The following is an 18,798-nucleotide window of genomic DNA, read 5'->3' on the forward strand; positions in this document are numbered from 1 at the left end:
AATCCCTTAGCTTCAAGCGCAGCCTGCGCCAACTAGGGAGGACGCAGGCAGCCGAGCGGAAGAACCACACTTCCACCTGGTGCGTTTGCAGATAGCGCGTTTCCACAAAGCGCGCGAATAGTTTTCTACGGTAATGTTAGAAACGTGGAAGAAAGAAGGAAAGTATGGCATACGGTAAACAGTGGCAGACCGTAATGGAGGACGGCACCGTCGTCACCCGCTCCAACACCTGGTCCCCCCCGGGGTCCCACCCGGTCGGGTACGGCGTCAAGGTCGTCACCAAGGACGGCAAGCTGGTCCGCATCGAGGGCGACGACGACAACCCGATCACCACCGGCCGCGTCAACGCCATGAACCTCGCGCTGCGCGAGTACACCTACGCCGACAACCGCGTCATCTACCCGATGAAGCGCGCGTTCGAGGACCGCGGCAAGGACAAGTGGGAGCGCACCACCTGGGACGAGGCCCTCGACACGATCTGCGAGAAGGTCCGCTACTTCCAGAACACCTACGGCCCCGAGTCCATCGTGTGCTTCGGCGGCACGGGCCGCGAGGCGTGCATCTACTACTACGCGCTGACGTTCTCGGTGCTGCAGTCCCCGAACTGCTGCTACACGCAGTCCGGCTGGTCCTGCTACGGCCCGCGCTGCTCCATCGCCGACTACGTGCTGGGCGCCGGCTACCCCGAGCTCGACTACGCGGGGCACCTGCCCGGCTCCTACCACGACCCGGCGTACACCCTCTCCAAGTGGGTCGTCGTCTGGGGCAAGGAGCCCCTGCCCTCCAACGGCGACGGCTTCTTCGGCCACTGCCTGGTGGACATGATGAAGCTCGGCACCAAGATCATCAGCATCGACCCGCGCATCACCTGGGTCGGCGCCCATGACGGCAACATCAACCTGCAGGTCCGCCCGCAGACCGACACCGCGCTCGCCCTCGGCATCATGAACCTCATGTTCGAGAACGACGAGTACGACCACGAGTTCGCCGAGAATTGGATCTACGGCCTCGACGAGGTGAAGGCCCGCGCGGCCGAGTACCCGGTCGAGAAGGTCGCCGAGATCACGACCGTCGACGCCGAGGACATCAGGCGCGTCGCCCACATCATCGGCACCGAGCGCCCGATCGGCTGGGCGTGGGGCCTGGCCTTCGACCAGAACAAGAACGGCGTGCAGCTGTCCCAGGCCTTCATCATCCTGGCGGCGCTGGCCGGCTCGATCGACCGCCCCGGCGGCCTGACCCTCGGCCCCCCGTCGGCGCTGCTGGGCAAGTGGCGCATGAACCAGCGCGGCGCGATGAGCGACGAGGTCTGGCAGAAGCGCATCGGCGCGGCCGCCTGGCCGGGCCTGTCCACGGGCATGGCGACCACGCAGCCCGACGAGACGCTGAACACCATGGAGTCCGACGAGCCCTACGCCCTCAAGATGGGCTGGTTCAACAGCTCCAACTTCCTGACCCCGACCTGCTCCGCGCAGCCCAAGCGCTGGCACAAGGCCCTCAAGAAGCTCGAGTTCGTCGTCGTCCAGGACCTGACGCTCACCCCGACGGCCATGGCCGTGGGCGACTACTTCCTGCCCATGTCCACCTGGGCCGAGCACGACGGCATCGTGCTGACCCACTACGGCCGCAACACCGTGTTCATGGGCCCCATGAACAAGGCCCTGCAGGTCGGCGAGTGCAAGTCCGACATCGAGGTCTGCCTCATGTTCGGCCAGCGCCTGAACCCCGAGTGGTGGCCGTGGTACAAGCCGGCTGACGGCAAGTCCCTCGACCTGGACGCGCTCAAGGTCGCCGTGGAGGACTTCTTCAGCGACCAGCTCAAGGAGCTCGGCTACGACTGGAAGACCTTCCAGGAGCTCGGCATCTACCAGCCCGGCGCGCACGGCTTCGAGTACGAGAAGTACGAGAAGGGCATGCTGCGCTTCGACGGCAACCCCGGCTTCAACACCATCACCGGCCAGATCGAGGCCTACTCGATCCTGTACGAGTCCTGGGGCGAGGACCCGCTGCCCTACTACGAGGAGCCCAACTACTCGCAGGTCAGCAAGCCCGAGTGGGCCGGCCAGTACCCGCTGATCTCCACCTCCGGCTCGCGCCGCTACAGCTCCTTCCACTCCGAGCACCGCGCCGTGCCGTCGCTTCGCCAGATCGACCCGTGGCCGTGGGTGCAGATCAACCCCGAGACCGCCAAGGCCTACGGCATCACCGAGGGCGACTGGTGCGAGGTCTACAACATGTTCGGCGAGGCCCGCTTCAAGGCCGAGCTCACGCCCGTCATGAAGCCCGGCATCCTGAACTGCGCGCACGGCTGGTGGTTCCCCGAGCAGGACGGCGAGGAGCCCAACCTGTTCGGCGTCTGGAAGTCCAACTTCAACAGCCTCGTCCCGCACATGAACATCGGCAAGCTTGGCTTCGGCGCCCCGTACAAGGGCGTTATGTGCAACATCAAGCGCGTCCGCAGCCTCGACCAGGACTAACTTGAAAGGAAGTGCACTAAATGGCAGACCAGAAGTACGCACTGCTCGTTGACTACACCTACTTCTCCGGCAACCACGCCGCCGAGATCGCCTGCAAGGAGGAGCTCGGCCTCCCGCTCGACCAGTTCGGCATCAAGGAGGTCCAGGTCGGCCCCTTCAAGAAGGGCGAGGGCAACGACGGCGACGCGTGGGAGTGGTTCTACATCCCCTGCCCGACGTCGATCTTCTCCGAGCACTGGGGAACCGGCGGCGACAAGGCCGGACAGCGCCCGCTGGCCGTCCAGGTCGAGGAGTCCGCGTCCATGTACTACGGCACCCTCGAGGACATGATCGCCAAGATGGCGGAGTTCGACCGCCCGATGGTTCTGTTCCAGCTGTAAGTTGACGTGGTAACATCGTCGTGGCCGTCGGCGCGAGACGGCTGGCGGCCACGACATCGCGTTTGATACTAACAAGGAGGGAAATATGACCCGCGACGAATTCCTCGCACTTGATGCCGCCGAGGCCGCTGAGAAGCTGAACGCTCTTTTGGCCGACGGCAAGGACAAGGCTGGCGCCATGGCCGAGTTCGGCATCGCCCAGGCTGACCTCATGAAGGCCCAGATCTTCTTCGTGAAGGACAAGTTCATCGCCCGCGCTTGGGGCGGCTACACCTCCACGAAGCGCACCGGCAACGAGGCCGGCGACACCGGCATCGGCGTCGGCAACAGCGACCCGTCCAAGGGCTATCAGGGCGTGTAAGCTCGCACGAGCTCCGCTGTCTGGAAAGGCTCGCCCTACTGCGTGGGGCGGGCCTTCTTTATAGCGTTTGCGAAGAGTCCCCTCAGGCAAGCATCCTCGCGACAGGACGTTTGCCTGAAGGAAGGAAAGCGACTGAAGGAGGACGTTTCATGTCTACCGAAGACGAGATCCGCGCGGAGGTTGAGGAGCTGGGCCGGCTGGCGCCCGAGCAGGAGGACATCCTGTACAACATCTCGCTCAAGCAGGACGAGCTGGGCCGCCAGGCCACCAACCTGCTGCTGAGCAAGGTGGAGGGCAGCCCCGTCTACCAGCCGATGGTCGACCGCGAGTACCTCACCTACGAGGTGTTCAACCACGGCTCCAAGCACGAGATCGCGAGCCTGTACGTGACGCTCAAGGGCCTGCGCTACTGCATCATGTTCGCCGACGAGCTCTCGCGCCGCCGCAGGCTCAACCCCGCCGGCGCGCCCTGGGGCGAGTAGGGGGCGGCGGCAGCGCGTCCCGGCGGCAGCCCGCGCGCCCCGGCGGCGCCCCGGCCGCGCCACGCTGGCGACGCCGGAGCGGTTCCGGTCGCGTCGGCTCAGAGGCCAGCCCCACGAGACGAGGGGCTGGCACAACCATCTCAAGGCCCGTCTGCGCCGCAGCTCAGACGGGCCTTCTCTTGCGCTCGGGGGCCGCGTGACGTGCGCCTGACGGGCGATTTCGCGGCGAGTTTGCGTATAATAAGGGCATTATGGACGTGATGTGGGGAAGTACCAGCAAGACCGATGGGCAGTTTGGAATCATGGGCGTTTCGTACGCAGTTGACCTCAGCAAGCTCGACGCGTGCTTCGGGGGGTTCACTCCCATGGCGCTGAGCGACGGAATCGCCTCGAAGGAGCAGATGGCCGAGGCCGAGCGGCGTCTCAAGGCGCGGCGGGCCGCCCTCGAGCACGCGGCGGCCATCGAGGCGGCGCGCGCCTCACGCGAGCGCGCGTGGGTTGACGACGAGGGCAGCACGTGGCGCTACGTGGTGCTCGACGACGCCGAGGTGCGCATCGAGAGGTGCGAGCCGCGCGTTTCCAACCTGCGCGTTCCCGCGCAGGTCGAGGGCAAGCCGGTGGTCGCGCTCGCGCCCGACGCCTGCGCGTACCTGCCGGACGTCGAAGAGGTGGCCTGCCCCGACACCGTCATGCTCATGGGGTTCTGCGCGTTTCGCGGGTGTAGGCGGCTCAGGCGTGCCGTCCTGCCAAAGGGACTCGCGACGTTCGACTCCGACTGGTTCCGCGGCTGCGCGCAGCTCGAGCACCTGACGCTTCCCGACGGCCTGGCCAAGCTCGACGCGAGTATCTTCGACTTGGAGGGCCTGCGCGTGCTCGTGGTGGGCGCGGGCGCCGGCGAGGTGGCCCCGGGCGCGTTCGCGAAGAGCAAGCTCACGTCGATCGAGGTGAGCGCCGACAACCCCTTCCTTGCCACCGACGGGCGGGCGCTCTATAGCCGTGACGGCAGCGTGCTCGTGGCGCTCGCGGTGCCGGGGCGCGACTACGCGGTGCGCGCCGGCTGCCGCATGATCGCCAAGAAGGGCCTGAGCCACTTCGCGCGCCTCGAACACGTGGAGGTGCCTGACAGCCTCGAGGTGATCGGCCCGTTCGCCTACGCGCGCACGGGCGTCTCCGCGTTCGACGCCCCGGCGGCGCTCAAACACATCGGCGAGAAGGCGTTCTTCGGCTGCACGCAGCTTGAGCGCGTGCGCCTGCGCGAGGGCCTCCTCTCGATCGACGACGACGCGTTCACGCGCACGCGCCTGCGCGAGCTGCGCATCCCCGCGTCGGTGGAGGAGCTCGGACACCCGCTCGCCGCGCACTGCGACCTCACCTACGCGGGCCCTGACGCCACGTTCTCCATCGCGCGGGGCTCGGCGCACCTCGAGCTCGACGAGGCGGGCTGCTTGTACTGCCGCGGTGAGGAGGGCCTGCACCTGCTGCGCATGATGGACCCGGAGGTGGAGCGCTACGAGGTGAAGCCCGGCACCGTGCGCATCGATACCGGGGCCTTCTCCATGCACGGGAGGTTGCGCGCGGTCGTGCTGCCCGAGGGGCTCGTGGAGATCGGCGACGCGGCGTTCAAGTCGTGCCGCGCGCTCGCTGAGCTGAACCTCCCCGCGAGCCTGCGCCGCATCGGTGACGAGGCGCTCCTCGAGACGGTCATCACGCGCCTCGAGATCCCGGCGGGGCTCGAGGACGTCGGGCTCAACGCGCTCGTGACCTACGGCGCGCACCACGGCAACGTCGATCCGTCGCTGCGCGAGGTGACGGTGGCCGCAGGCAACGCGCGGTTCTACACGCTTCCCGGCCTGCTGCTCGAGCGCAAGCCGAACGGGCATGCGCGCGTGCTTCTGTGCACGGGCTCAGAGCGCGTCGCGCGCGTGCCCGAGGAGGTCGACGAGATCGCGCCGTACGCGTTCAACGCCGTCCGCGGGCTCGAGGAGATCCACCTGTCGGACCGCATCCAGGACGTGGGCATCCGCGGTCTGGCCGTGGGCGATCTGGTGGGGCTCATCCGCGTCGACCTGGCGCAGCCCGTCGAGGGGCACGCGTTCTTCGAGTGGCGCTTCCCGCAGACCGACCGCGGGGCCCAGCAGCAGATGCTCGCCCTGAGCGTGCCGCGCTTCGTGAACCCCGAGATGCTCTTCGAGCACTACGACAACGCGATCGTGAACGCGAGCAGCTTCGACCGCCAGAGCGACGCGGGCCTCGGCGTGTACGACCAGGCCGTGCGCATCATGGCGCGCCTTGGCGACCCGGTGTACCTGAACGCGGTGAACCGCAGCCTGTGCGAGCGCATCCTGCGCGACAACATCGAGGACATCTGCGTGGAGATCGCCAAGCACGACGACAAGCGCGCGATCGACTCCCTGCTTGACCTGGGGTACCTCAACGGCGACAACCTCTACCGCGTGATCGACCGCGTCGGCGCGGTGCAGGACGCCTCCATGACGGGGTACCTGCTCGAGGTCAAGCGCACCCGCTTCGGGCAAGATGCGTTCGACTTCGACCTGTAGGAGGAAGCGATGCCGGCCGTTCCCGAAGCGCCTGACGCCAAGCTCGCCCGACGCGAGCGCGAGGATGCCCTGGGCAGGGACATCATCGACGAGTGCCGCGTGCAGCTCATGCTCAAGTTCCGCTTCCTCGACCTGGCGCTGTGGCGCATGGACCTCGAGCCGATGCGCGTGGGCGCGGCCTACCCGCTGGCGACCGACGCCAAGCGCGTGCTCTTCGACCCGCCGCGCGTGATCGGGCGCTTCCAGCTCTCGTTCGACGAGCTGGTGCGCGACTACCTGCACCTGGTGATGCACTGCATCTTCCGCCACCCGTTCAACGAGGACCACGACAACCGCGAGGCGTGGAACCTGACGTGCGACATCATCGTGGAGAGCGCGGTGATGGACCTGTGCGGCAGCCGCTTTTCGAGCGAGGAGGACGCCGATCGCCGCCAAGCGGTGAGCGAGATCCGGATGCTCGTGGGGAACCTGCTGCCGGGGAAGGTGTACGCGCTGGTCAAGAGCATGGTGCTCACCCCCGAGGGGCAGCAGTACCGCGGCTTGGGCCGCAGCACGCTCAACGCGTGGCACGACCTCTTCGAGCGCGACGACCACGGCGCGTGGCCGGCCAACAACGACGCGCGCTCGCAGGGCGACGACGCGCGCGAGGACGCGGCGGAGGAGATGACGGAGGACGACGAGAACCCGGACGTGACCGCCGATCCGCTGCGCACGGACTCGCCGAGCGAGAGCACGCCCGAGGACGCCGACGCGCCGCATGACGCGAGCGCGGGCGAGGAGGAGTCTCAGGCGGCGGGCGCCGACGACGCCGCGGAGGAGGACGCCGAGGACGCCGACGCGGGCGCGGACGCCGACGGCGCGAGCCCGGACGAGCCCGACGAGCCCGAGGGAGCCGACGAGCCCGAGGACGCCGGGCGCGACCGCTCCGAGGGCGCGCGCGACGAGCACGACCCGCGCGACGCCGAGCGCGAGGAGAAGGAGTGGGAGGACATCTCCAAGCAGATCGAGATGAACCTCGAGACGTTCTCGAAGGAGTGGGGCGACGCGGCCGGCAGTCTGATGGCGAACTTGGCCCTGGCCAACCGCAAGCGGCACAGCTACACCGACTTCTTGCGCCGGTTCATGGTGCACGCCGAGGAGATGCAGCTGAACATGGACGAGTTCGACTACATCTACTACGCCTACGGGATGGACCTGTACGGCAACATGCCGCTCGTGGAGCCGCTCGAGTACCAGGAGACCGAGCGCGTGCGCGACTTCGCCATCGTGATCGACACCTCGGAGTCCGTGAGCGGCGAGCTGGTGAGGAAGTTCCTGCGCCACACCTTCGACGTGCTCAAGAGCTCGGAGAGCTATGCGAACGAGGTGAACATCCACGTCATCCAATGCGACGCGAAGGTGCAGGCGGACACGCGCCTTGGGAGCCTGCGCGACGTGGAGCGGATGATGCAGGGCTTCCAGGTGCGCGGCTTCGGCGGCACGGACTTCCGCCCCGCGTTCGACTACGTGGAGATGCTGCGCCGCCGCGGTGAGCTCGCCGACATGAAGGGGCTCATCTACTACACCGACGGCCTGGGCACGTTCCCGGAGAAGACGCCCGACTACGACGTGGCGTTCGTGTTCATGGACGACGAGGAGCGGATGCTGCCGCCCGTGCCGCCGTGGGCCATGAAGGTCGTGGTGGACGAGAACGGGATCGACATGCTTCGCCCGTCCTGACGGATGGGGCGAATCGGGCGGATGGCGGAGGTCCGCGGCGGCTGCGGGGCTGCGAGGTCTGTGGGGCCGTGGGACCCCGGCCCCGCGCTGACTTTGGCGGGTAGGGCTGATAGGGCTGGCAAGGCTGGAAAGTTGCTTTTCCAAGTGACGGGAAGGATGGGCTGAGATGAACATAACGTCTGCGAAGCAGCAGATCAAGGACACGGTCGAGGCGTACCTGAGGAAGGACGACGCCGGGATGTACCTGATCGCGCCGGCGCACCAGCGCCCGGTGTTCCTGCTCGGCGCGCCGGGCATCGGCAAGACGGCCATCATGGAGCAGGTGGCGCGCGAGCTGGAGATCGGCATCGTGGCGTACTCGATGACGCACCACACGCGCCAGAGCGCGCTGGGCCTGCCGCGCATCGAGCACCGCGAGTTCGAGGGCTTCGAGTACGAGGCGTCGGAATACACGATGAGCGAGATCGTGGCGGCCATCTACGCCTACATGGAGCGCACGGGGCTGCGCCAGGGCATCCTGTTCCTCGACGAGATCAACTGCGTGTCTGAGACGCTCTACCCCTCGATGCTCCAGTTCCTCCAGTTCAAGGTGTTCGGCAAGCACAAGGTGCCCGACGGCTGGGTGGTGGTGTGCGCGGGCAACCCGCCCGAGTACAACCGCAGCGTGCACGAGTTCGACATCGTGACGCTCGACCGCCTGCGCGAGATTGACGTGGAGCCCGACTACGCCGCGTGGAAGGGCTACGCCACGGCGTGCGGCCTGCACCCGGCGGTGACCACCTTCCTCGAGACGAAGAAGGAGTGCTTCTACAAGGTCGAGAGCAAGCCGGGCGGCGGCAAGGCGTTCGTGACGGCGCGCGGCTGGGAGGACCTCGCGCGCGTCATCACGCTGTACGAGGAGATGGGCAAGCCGGTGAACCGCGAGCTCGTGGCGCAGTTCCTGCGCGATGACGCGATTGCCGACGCGTTTGCGGTGTACTATGCGCTGTTCGAGAAGTACCGCTCCGACTACCAGGTGGACACGATCCTGGCGGGCGAGGCGAGCGACGCCATCAAGGCGCGCGCGAAGGAGGCCGAGTTCGACGAGCGCGTGGCGCTCATCAGCTTGATGCTCGATGTGCTGGCGCGCGCCTGCGCCGACGTGCTCGAGCAGGAGGGCGTGGCGGTCCAGCTGCGTGACGTGCTGCGCGCGGCGAAGGGCGAGCTTCTGTCTGGCGCCGCGGTTGCCGACGCGCTCGGCACGCGCGTGGCGGAGCGCGAGCGCGCGCTGGCGCGCAAGGTGGGCTCGGGTGTGGCAGCCGGCTCCTACGTGCGACGGGAGCGCCTGGTCATCCGCCTGCTGAAGGACTTCATGGGGCGCTGCTCGCTCGAGAAGGCCGAGGCGGGCGAGGCGGCTTTCCGCGTCGTCGAGGCGGCGTACAAGGCCGAGGTGGCGAAGATCAGGCCGGCCGCCGCGGCGGCGAGCGAGAAGATGGACCATGCTTTCGACTTCGTGGACGCGTGCTTTACGAGCCGCGAGATGCTCGTGTTCATCGCCGAGCTGGCCACGCGCCAGCCCACCACGCAGTTCGTGGCGCACTACGGCAACGACAAGTACTACGCGCACAACCAGGAGCTCCAGGTTGACGCGGCGCGCATGGGCCTTGCCGAGCGCGCGAGCATGCTCGAGGACTTGAGCGAGAACATCAAGGCCGCGGAAGAGGCCGTCGGCGCGAGCGCGAGCGCGCGCGACACCGGCTCGGCCGCGGTGGCGGGGCTGTCCGTGGGCGGGCGCGAGGAGCGCTCGTCGGTGGGGAACGCGGCCGACGTCGCCACGCGCGCGGCCGATGCGTGCGACGGCGCGCACGTGGCGGTGCAGGAGGCGCGCGCCGCCGCGGCCCGCGCGGGCGCTGGGGCGGATGCGGCGGACGACGCGGCGATCGTGGCGCACTACGCCGACAAGGAGTTCGAATACGGCTTCGCGAGCACCTGCAAGATGGTCCTGCCGGCAAGCGAGCTGAAGGGCAAGAAGATCCTCGACGTGTGCTGCCGTCGCGGCAAGGGCGTGTTCAAGCTGAGCTCGATGACGGGCAACGGCGGCAGCGTCGTCGGCGTCGACTGGAGCGCGACGCACCTCACCGAGGCGCGCGACCGCATGGAGCGCGCGTGGCGCGACAGCGGTCTGGCGCGCAACAACATGGAGTTCCGCGCGGCCTACCCCGAGGACCTCATCGCGGCGGGCATCGGTACCTCCACGATGGACGTGGTGTACGTGAACAGCGTGAACACGCTGTTCTTCGACATCGCCCGCGCGCTGCGCGAGTTCGGGCGCGTGCTCAAGCCCGGCGGCCTGTTCGTGTTCGAGACGGTGTTCGCCGACCGCGAGCGCGACGAGGACGTGGTGGCTGCCGCCCGCGAGCTGGGCAACTGCATCCAGGCGGCGCACACGCGGCAGGAGAACGAGGCGTGGCTCGCGGCTGCGGGCTTCGGCGAGGCGACCGTCGTGGAGTCCTACGCGGTGGAGGCGAACCGCGGCTTCAAGCCGGGCAGCACGGTGGACGTGGTGCCGGGGGACGAGGACGTGCGCTACGAGGCCGTGTCGCTCTACGTGAGCAAGCTCTAGCGGAGTGGGCCGTCCTGAGCGGGGCGAGTGCCGTATAAGTGCTAAGCGCTTCGCGCTCCCACAAGCCCTTGTCATCCCGAAAGCCCTGGAGGAGGGTCGTCCTCGTCGCGGAAAGTGCTAAGCGCTGACGCGCTTGCTTTTGATGCCACGAGGTTTGGGCGTGCCCGTCCATCATGACGCGGACACACACGCTTGAGTCCGCGGACGCCCAGGTGCCCTCCTCCGTGTCATCCTGAGCGGAGCGCCGTAGGCGCGGAGTCGAAGGATCTGGTCGCGAGGGGATGGCGCATGCGGGCGCGCCGTGCCCGGGGCCAGATCCTTCGGCTCGCTTCGCTCGCTCAGGATGACATGGGGGAGAGCTCATCCTTTGACTTGCTCCGCCCTCTCGGGATGGTCTGGGGCGCATCCTGCGGTACTACCCTCAGGATGACATAGGGGCGCATCCTGCGATACTGCTCTCAGGATGGCATGAAGGCGCATCCTGCGGTACTGCAACGCGGGGGAGCACCTTTCGACCCGTTCCGTCTGCTCGGGATGGTCCGGGGCGCATCCTGCGATGCCGCGCGGGATGGCATAGAGGCGGCATCCTGCGGCACCGCGTTCGGGATGGCAGAGGCGAGGGGGCGGCCCTGATGGTAATGGGGGATAGGGGCATGCGTTTGTTTCGAGGAGGTTGTTGAGCATGGAAGTGCCGGTTGAGCGGCGGTTTCGCGGGTCGGTGAGACTCGTCACGCTGCATCTGTGGCGCGTGGCGAAGTCGACGGATCTTGAGGACGGCTTCGCCTGCGCGCGCGAGCTCGGGATGATTGACGAGGGCAACGAGCGGTTCATCCGCCGCTGCCTGGCGCTCGACGCGCAGCTCGAGGCGGGGGAGGAGCCCGCCGAGCCCGTGACGCCCGCGCTCGTGCAGGAGCTGCAAACATGCGCCATCAGGCTGAACTCCGCCGACCCCGCATAAGGGGAGACTGCGGTGGAAGTCTTGGATAGCCACATTGAACCGCTCTCTCTTGAGATGAAACGCAAGAAGCCCACCGCACATTGCAGCGGGCTTCTTGCCGGCAGGGCTTTTGCGTAGCTTCTTCGCCTGCTGGTCGCGGAGCGTATTCTTGCGCCCGGCGGTTCGTCGGGTTGAGGATCCGCCACGCCGCGCCACAGGGGAGACGCGACGTGGCGGAAGCCTCGCGCTAGTCGCCGAACAGCTTCTTGCTGGCGATGGTGTTCTCGAGGGAGTTGCCGTTTTGGGAGTGCCGCTGCGCCGTCGCCGACCCGGATGACTGCGAGCGCTCGTTGAACGTGGTGCAGAATCCCTTGAGCCCCCGCAGCAGCTCTTCGAGCGAGCCTCTGTGGATGTCCTCCAGGTAGGTCTTGAAGGCGGCGTACACCTCGTCGGCGCTGCTCACGCGCAGCTTGGGCGCGGTGACGGCGAGCCAGCCGTGCAGCGCGGCGGCCAGGCGCGCCGATCCGCCCTCCTCACCGTACATGCGCTCGACGGGCGCCCAGTAGCGGTCGTACAGGCGCGTCTGCTCGTCGTAGCTGGCGCTGGCGAGCAGCAGGTTGCGCACGAGGTCGGCGGTGGACAGCGGCATGCCCTTCGAGTTCAGGCTCTCGAAGATGAGCTGCGCGCGGTCCTCGTCCTCGAGCTCGGCGGCCAGCACGACGAGCCGCTGCAGGCCGCCCCACAGCGCGGCGGCGTCCTCGGCGTCGAAGCGCTCGTCCATCTTCTCGCGGAAGTGGCGGTAGTTGCTGATGACGTTGGCGGACAGGTCGTCCTCCTCGGGAAGTTCCGTCTTCTCGAGCACGGCCGACAGCGTGGCGCGGTCGACGCGCGAGAGCAGGAGCTTCGGCGCGGGCGCGCCTTCGGGTGCCTCGAGTGCGCCCGGCGCGCGCAGGTAGCGCCGCGTGATGTCCTCGGCCGTGGTCCCCTCGAGCGTGAGGTCAAGCTCGCCCAGGTAGTCGCGCAGCGCGGTGAGCAGGAGCGTGAGCGTGGCCGTGCGCTGCTGCCCGTCAATGACGTGCAGGCGCTCGGCGCCGGCGGCGTCGCCCGGCTCGTGCGCGTACAGGACGGTGCCGGTGAAGTGCGTGGCCCCCGTGCGCCCCGCGCGCATGACGTCGGCCCACAGCTGGTCGCACTGGCGCGTGCTCCACGCGTAGACGCGCTGGTAGACGGGGATGACGAGCTGGGTGTCCGGCGCTCCCAAAAAGTCGAGGAGCGTTTCTTGTCTGATGATCATGACGCCTCCCTACTGCGCTGCGTCGACGGCCGACATGGCCTCGTTGTACTTCTGCGCGGCCCCCTCGTGGTCGGTCTCTTTGAGCTTGCGGTCCGCCACGAGCGTGGGCGCGCCGTTGATGGCCCAGTTGAACGACGAGCGGAACTTCTTCACGGCGTGGTAGCGGTAGTTCTCCGCCCACACGAGGCTGAAGTTGCGCAGCTCGGCGAGCAAGCTCTCGGTGGTTCCCTCGAACTCGTCCTCCACGTAGCGCTTGAACACGCTGTACACCTCGCCCGTGCCCTTCGCGCGCACCTTGCGGAAGCGCAGCGAGAGCCAGCCCTGGATGGCGTTGTCGAGGCGCAGCGAGCCGGGGTCGGGCGCGAACATGCCCTCGATGGGCGACCAGTACTCGTCGTAGAGGCGGGTCTGCTCGGCGTGCGTCTCGGCGAGCAGGAGGTAGTTGCGCACGAGGTCGGCCGTGGTGAGCGGCAGGCCCTTGGAGTTCAGGCTCTCGAAGATGAGCTGCGCGTTGTCGGAGCGGTCGACCTGCGCGCCCACCACGAACAGCAGGTTGACGCCGCGCCAGAAGGCCGCTGGGTCGAAGCCGTCCTCGGCCATCTTGCCCTCGAAGAAGGCGAGGTTGGCCATGACGTTTTCCGAGGGGTTCTCCGGCAGCTCCTCGCGCGCGACGACGGCGAGCAGCGTGTCGCGGTCGGTGCGGGAGAGGAGGAGCTTGGCCTGGCTGGCGGCGTCGGCCAGGGCGCCGGTTGAGGTGCCGCCGTCGGCCAGGGTGCCCGCCGCGCCTGCTGAGGTGCCGGTCGCGCCCGCCGCGTCCGCCGCGCCGTCGGCGGGCGTCGTCTTGAGGAACCGCCGCTCGATGCTCGCGGCGTCGACGCTTGCGTCGGCGTCGGCGTGCGCGTCGAGGTAGCGGGCGAACGCCGCGAGCATCAGCGTGAGCGTGGTCAGGCGCTGCTGCCCGTCGACCACCGCCAGGCGCGTGATGCCGGCCGCGTCCTCGGCGTCCTGCTCGTAGAGCAGCGTGCCCACGAAGTGCGTCAGGTTCGACTTCGCGGCGCGGTGCACGTCGAGCCAGAGCTCCTCGCACTGGCGGTGCTTCCACGAGTAGAGGCGCTGGTATGTGGGGACGACGAACTGGACGTGTTCCCGTCCGAGCAGGCCCAGAAGCGCGTCGTTGCTTGTTTTCATGAGGCGTCACCTCCTGCTTCCTTCGTTGACTTGCTGTGATTGTAGGAAACGCGCCGCGCGCGTGGCGTACAGAATCGTACAATATGTACGATAACGTGCGCAAAACCCCAGGCGAAGGAGGAGGCCCATGACTGACGCGCGGGCGCGGCGCAGCCGCGAGGCGATAAAGGACGCGCTTCTGGACCTGCTCGGCACAAGGCAGCTGGCGAGCATCACCATGTCGGAGCTCGCGCGCGCGGCGCACGTGAGCCGCTCGACGCTGTATGCGCATTTCGGCAACGTGCAGGAGGCTTACGAGGAGCTCGCCTACGACTTCACGGCGCGCATCCCCCCGCTCGAGGCGTTCGTGGGCTGCGAGGGCTGCGCGGCGCGACGCACCGACGCGCAGCCGTTCTGCGTGGCCATCCGCAACGCGGGGAAGTACCTGCCGCTCGTGCGGGACACGCGCTTCCTTCCCACGCTGTTCGAGCGCGTGGAGGCCGGGGCGTACGCGAGCGAGATGGTGGCGACGTACCGCGCGACGGGGCTTGAGGAGGCGCACGCGCACGCCATGCTGCGCTTCCAGCTGAGCGGCTGCTACGCGGTGGCGCTCTCGGGCGTGCGCGCGGAGGACTGGCCGCGCCTGCAGCAGTCCATCGACACGTTCATCATGGGCGGCATCAGCGCCCTGCGCACGCGCTAGCAGGCGGATTTCGCGACTTTGAGCCAGGATGAGCGGGGCCTCCCTAGGGAAAACGGGGAGGGTGCGCTACAATAGCAGAACGTGTCTCATACGCGGAAGCGCGCGAGGCGCGTTTTGAGAAATGCAAGCGAGTTCATGTACAGGGGGAGAGACTGTGCAAGTAAAGGATAGGGCGCTGGAGGATGACGGCGAGCGCCAGGAACTGGTCCTCACCATTACCGCGAGCGCCGAGGAAGTCGACGCGAGCGCCAAGGAGTTCTTCGGGCAGATCGCCCAGCGTGACCTCAAGGGATTCCGCAAGGGCAAGGCCCCGCGCGCCATCCTGGAGCAGAGCGTCGGCGGGCACGCGAACGCCATGGGCGGCGTGGCTGAGACGCTCATCAACGAGCTGGCCTTCAAAGCCATCGACGGGGCTGACGTGATCTTCATCGAGGAGCCGCAGTTCAACGTGACCGACCAGCTCGAGGAGGGCCGTCCCTTCACGTTCACCGTGTCGGGCTTGGTGGCCCCCGCCATGAAGCTCACGAGCTGCGAGCCGGTCTCCATCGAGATGCCCCCCGAGGAGGTCACCGACGAGGAGGTGGACAGCCAGCTTGCCGAGCTGCAGGACTACTACCACTCCTTCGAGGAGATCGCCGACCCCGACCACGTGGCCGAGCCGGGCGACTACATGATGGCGGTGGTCTCGGTCGACAACCACGGCAAGGTGATCTCCGGGCTCTCCAATGCCAGCCGCATGATCGGCCTGGGCGAGGGCATCATGCCCGCGTCGTTCGACGAGAAAATCTACGGCGCGAAGGCCGGCGACACGCTCGAGTTCGACTTCGAGGCGAAGGACGCCGAGGGCGGCTCCGACTTCGGCGACGGCGAGCTGCATGCCGCGGTGGAGATCAAGAGCTTTCGCAAGCGCATCCTCCCCGCGATCGATGACGAGCTCGCCGCGAAGGTGGGCTGCACCAGCGTGGAGGACATGCGCAAGCAGATGCGCCACAGCATCAGCGTGCAGAAGGGCAAGGACCTCCCCAAGCTCAAGGTCGACCGCGTGATCGACGCGGTGATCGAGCGCCTCGACGGCGAGGTCCCCGGCTACTACGTGGACTTCATCCGCCAGGACGTGGGGCGCGAGCTCATGCAGTCGCTCGAGAAGCAGGGCACGAACCTCCAGCAGTGGATGCTCCAGAACAGCATCCAGGCCGACCAGATGAAGGAGGACGTGGCCACCGAGGCGCAGCGCCGCGCCGCCATCGACTGCGCGCTCGAGGCGCTCTTCCGCGAGCTGGGGCTTGAGCTCACCGACGCGGACATCGACAAGATGTTCGAGGGCGACGACGACCCGGCCGCCACGCGCGCGGCGTGGGAGAAGGCCAACCGCATGGCCGACGTGCGCAAGATGTGCCGCCAGACGAAGGCAACCGACTGGCTGGTGGAGAACGCGCAGGTGACGGTGGTGGCCGACGCCTAAGCAGGCGTTCTACGAAGGTATCTATTCTGCCTGCGGGCTTCGCAGGCGGCTTGAACCAATCCTGAAAGGGGATTACCGATGCAACTTGGATCTACGGTGACGCTCGTCTACAAGGGCACGCTCGAGGACGGCACGGTGTTCGGCTTCGCCAACGAAGAGGACCCCATGAAGTTCCAGACGGGCATGGACATGGCCATCGACGGCTTCGAGCAGGCCATCCTCGCGATGAGCGAGGTGGGCGAGAAGAAGACGTTCACCATCAGCGAGTACGAGGCGTACGGCGAGTACCTCGACGACTACACGGCCGAGATTCCGCTCGAGCAGATTCCCACCGAGGTGAAGGTGGGCAAGCGCATCTGGCTGTCGAGCAGCGAGGACGGCGCGCCCGTACCGGCGACGGTACTCGAGGTGAAGAATGGCGTTGCGAAGTTCGACCTGAACCACCCGCTCGCGGGCAAGAGCCTCACCTTCGAAGTCGAGATCCTCGAGATCGAGGACGCCCCCGAGCACTTCGTGTCGGCCCAGGAGAAGGCGCAGCACATGAAGGAGCAGACCAAGCTCCTCGGCGGCGACCAGGGGATCGACTACCGCTAGGGCATCCTGACCGCCACCTGCGCGTGCAGGCGGCGGGCTTTCGTTTCTCGTATTTCACTTGGAGGTTTTCCACATGGCGAAACAACGCTTTACCCTTACCTCGTACGACCCGGTGTACGCCATTGCCGAGGAGGTAAGGATTCCCGAGGAGGTCATCCGCGAGCAGGCGCTCCGCTGGCTGAAGCTGCAGTGCTGCAAGGAGGGCGAGGAGCCGCGCCTGTCGAACCAGTGGGTGGCGGCGCACACGAAGGACTTCAAGAACGTCGAGGAGCTGATGATCTTCATCCGCTACAACATGTACCGCGACAACCGCGAGGTGCAGGAGCTCTCCGACCAGGACGCCATCTGCAAGGAGCTGTCGAAGCGCCTGGTTGAGGAGCTGCCGGCTGACCTGGTGGAGGAGTCCCTCTACGCGGCGAACTACCGCCTCGAGGAGATGATCAGCCGCAACGGCATGACCATCGAGGACTTCTGCCGCCAGCGCGGCATGACGCTCGACCAGCTGTACGCCGACGTCAAGGAGCGCACCATCCAGAGCCTGAGGGAGGACTCGGCGCTCGAGGCGTACGCCGATCACGCCGGGTTCACGCTCGAGGCCGAGGACTTCTACGCGATCATCCCGGGCGACGACATCCAGGACAAGGCGCGCAAGCGCCAGCAGATCGAGCTGGAGGGCCGCCTCGCGCAGATGGAGGAGTACGCGCTCAAGACCAAGGCGCTCAAGGAGATCATGGAGAACGCCATGATCAAGCGCAAGCCCACCGACACCGAGTGGCTCCGCTACGGCGACACGAGCGTCGACGTGCTGAACGCGAACAAGCAGTTCCCTGACAGCTTCGTGAGCCTGTAGGGGCGGCGCCCAGCGGGCGCGTGCGGCTGGCGGGCTGCTGGCGGGCACACCGGCTGGGCGGCGTTCAGGCTGCCGGCGAATGGCGGCGTCCGGGGCCTCGCGGCCTGCGCGTGGTTCGCGTGCCGGCCGCGCCGGCGGCGGCGAAGCTTGCCAATCGTTTTCGCCTGTGCGAAAATACCTAGACACGCGCGAGCCGGCATGGCGGCGCGCATAACGTGGTCGATTGGCGCAGCGGGAGCGCAGGTGCCTTACAAGCACAAGGTCGGGGGTTCAAATCCCTCATCGACCACCACGTATTCAACCCCGTTTCACCAGGTGAGACGGGGTTTTCTATCGAATGACCCGCTGAAGGCCGCTCTACCTTTGGCAGACTTAGGTAAACGGAGTTCCCCGTGAAGCATACCTGCGCCGTTTTGCCAAACATTTTCCATGACAACTTTTGGCAGCGCGAAAAGGCTGCTGGCGCTGCCTGAAGTGCCGAAGGATTGACGAGGCGCGACGGTGTTCCATCTGGATGCGAAGATGCTATAATGCAGGCGTACCGGCAAAGCCCGTCTGTCTCTCAACAGTGCTACGGGCGGCGTGGGTTTGGCTTAAGGGCGATAGGTGGTGCTATCGCCCTCTTTTGTTCCTGCCCTCGTCATCTGCTCGCGATTTGCATTCCCTCCATACTTCGAGGACGAACCCCGCGACGGTCGCTATCGCGGCCGCTATGAAAAGAACTTTTTCGATCATGGCGATCACCTCCTTTCAGAAGGCGCCGCCCGCGTCAGACCTTGCCGGTATGGATGGAGATTCTACTACGCTGGAAGGCAAAAAATGCGACATCTGCTTTTTGTGAACCGTCGCGCCGAAGGTGCTTGACGCGGCGGGGCTTTGATTTCACTATGCTTGCAGACGCAAAAACCTTCGAGGTTTTGTAAGGGCCGGTCCTACTGGGACTGGCCCTAGTTGTCTATGGGACGAAAATGCCTGTGCGCGAAGGCGCGCACCGATGCCCAACCATAGGCCAACTCTTCCTACGCCGCTCCCGTCCGGTGACATACGGCATATAGGCAGAAAAGTGTGTAAAGGAAATCATTCGAGGCATATAGGCAGAAAAGTGTGTAAAGGAAATCATTCGACACCGTAAGGATATGGGGTCGAACGATGGAATTCAGACCACACTAGCCCCTCTCCCCAACGAGCGGGCGCCCCGGTGTCGTCGCCCTG

15 protein-coding genes and 1 tRNA gene are annotated in these 18,798 nt (G+C 66.8%); 13 read left to right on the forward strand and 3 right to left on the reverse strand.

All coding sequences use genetic code 11. The features are described from left to right. Window positions 1–164 precede the first annotated feature (164 nt). The 8 genes from G7Y50_RS11050 (at window position 165) to G7Y50_RS11085 (ending at window position 11,537) form a co-directional block, all read left to right on the forward strand. Window positions 165–2,477: a molybdopterin-dependent oxidoreductase gene (locus G7Y50_RS11050; RefSeq protein ID WP_165057073.1), complete on the forward strand. Its 2,313-nt coding sequence runs from the start codon at window positions 165–167 to the stop codon at window positions 2,475–2,477. 20 nt (window positions 2,478–2,497) lie between these two features. Continuing rightward, the gene (locus tag G7Y50_RS11055) at window positions 2,498–2,857 is read left to right on the forward strand and encodes an oxidoreductase (protein ID WP_165056806.1); all 360 of its coding nucleotides are present in this window, start codon (window positions 2,498–2,500) and stop codon (window positions 2,855–2,857) included. Window positions 2,858–2,942: 85 nt separating this feature from the next. Next, on the forward strand, window positions 2,943–3,218 hold the full coding sequence (locus G7Y50_RS11060) for a hypothetical protein (RefSeq protein WP_165056837.1): 276 nt from the start codon (window positions 2,943–2,945) through the stop codon (window positions 3,216–3,218). Window positions 3,219–3,367: 149 nt separating this feature from the next. Then, window positions 3,368–3,700, forward strand: a complete 333-nt coding sequence (locus tag G7Y50_RS11065) for a hypothetical protein (RefSeq protein ID WP_165056804.1) — start codon at window positions 3,368–3,370, stop codon at window positions 3,698–3,700. A 251-nt stretch (window positions 3,701–3,951) separates the two neighbouring features. Continuing rightward, window positions 3,952–6,258: a leucine-rich repeat domain-containing protein gene (locus G7Y50_RS11070; RefSeq protein ID WP_165056793.1), complete on the forward strand. Its 2,307-nt coding sequence runs from the start codon at window positions 3,952–3,954 to the stop codon at window positions 6,256–6,258. Between the two features lie 9 nt (window positions 6,259–6,267). After that, on the forward strand, window positions 6,268–7,977 hold the full coding sequence (locus tag G7Y50_RS11075; protein ID WP_165056792.1) for a VWA-like domain-containing protein: 1,710 nt from the start codon (window positions 6,268–6,270) through the stop codon (window positions 7,975–7,977). Between the two features lie 166 nt (window positions 7,978–8,143). Continuing rightward, window positions 8,144–10,579: a methyltransferase domain-containing protein gene (locus G7Y50_RS11080; RefSeq protein WP_165057075.1), complete on the forward strand. Its 2,436-nt coding sequence runs from the start codon at window positions 8,144–8,146 to the stop codon at window positions 10,577–10,579. A gap of 682 nt (window positions 10,580–11,261) precedes the next feature. Continuing rightward, window positions 11,262–11,537: a hypothetical protein gene (locus G7Y50_RS11085; RefSeq protein ID WP_165056762.1), complete on the forward strand. Its 276-nt coding sequence runs from the start codon at window positions 11,262–11,264 to the stop codon at window positions 11,535–11,537. Between the two features lie 226 nt (window positions 11,538–11,763). Here G7Y50_RS11085 and G7Y50_RS11090 read toward each other — a convergent pair whose 3' ends face one another. Further along, on the reverse strand, window positions 11,764–12,810 hold the full coding sequence (locus G7Y50_RS11090) for a DUF262 domain-containing protein (protein ID WP_165056763.1): 1,047 nt from the start codon (window positions 12,808–12,810) through the stop codon (window positions 11,764–11,766). Between the two features lie 9 nt (window positions 12,811–12,819). Beyond that, the gene (locus G7Y50_RS11095; RefSeq protein ID WP_165056764.1) at window positions 12,820–13,998 is read right to left on the reverse strand and encodes a DUF262 domain-containing protein; all 1,179 of its coding nucleotides are present in this window, start codon (window positions 13,996–13,998) and stop codon (window positions 12,820–12,822) included. Between the two features lie 127 nt (window positions 13,999–14,125). Here G7Y50_RS11095 and G7Y50_RS11100 point away from each other — a divergent pair, with 127 nt between their 5' ends. From G7Y50_RS11100 to G7Y50_RS11120, 5 genes are all read left to right on the forward strand, one after another. Next, window positions 14,126–14,680: a TetR/AcrR family transcriptional regulator gene (locus tag G7Y50_RS11100; protein WP_165056765.1), complete on the forward strand. Its 555-nt coding sequence runs from the start codon at window positions 14,126–14,128 to the stop codon at window positions 14,678–14,680. A gap of 154 nt (window positions 14,681–14,834) precedes the next feature. Next, window positions 14,835–16,142 (forward strand): trigger factor, encoded by a 1,308-nt coding sequence (gene tig, locus G7Y50_RS11105; RefSeq protein WP_165056766.1) that lies wholly within the window; start codon window positions 14,835–14,837, stop codon window positions 16,140–16,142. 78 nt (window positions 16,143–16,220) lie between these two features. After that, a complete protein-coding gene (locus tag G7Y50_RS11110) occupies window positions 16,221–16,736 on the forward strand; it encodes a peptidylprolyl isomerase (protein ID WP_165056767.1) in 516 nt (171 codons plus the stop codon). 73 nt (window positions 16,737–16,809) lie between these two features. After that, window positions 16,810–17,586, forward strand: coding sequence for a hypothetical protein (locus tag G7Y50_RS11115; protein ID WP_165056768.1), 777 nt, complete (start codon window positions 16,810–16,812; stop codon window positions 17,584–17,586). Between the two features lie 217 nt (window positions 17,587–17,803). Then, window positions 17,804–17,878 (forward strand) — tRNA-Val (locus G7Y50_RS11120). Between the two features lie 320 nt (window positions 17,879–18,198). Here G7Y50_RS11120 and G7Y50_RS12175 read toward each other — a convergent pair. Beyond that, window positions 18,199–18,321 carry a hypothetical protein gene (locus G7Y50_RS12175; RefSeq protein ID WP_255464168.1) on the reverse strand — a complete coding sequence of 41 codons (123 nt, stop codon included), beginning with the start codon at window positions 18,319–18,321 and terminating at the stop codon, window positions 18,199–18,201. Window positions 18,322–18,798 lie beyond the last annotated feature (477 nt).

Source organism: Adlercreutzia sp. ZJ176, from assembly GCF_011038975.1.
GTDB lineage: Bacteria > Actinomycetota > Coriobacteriia > Coriobacteriales > Eggerthellaceae > CAAEEV01.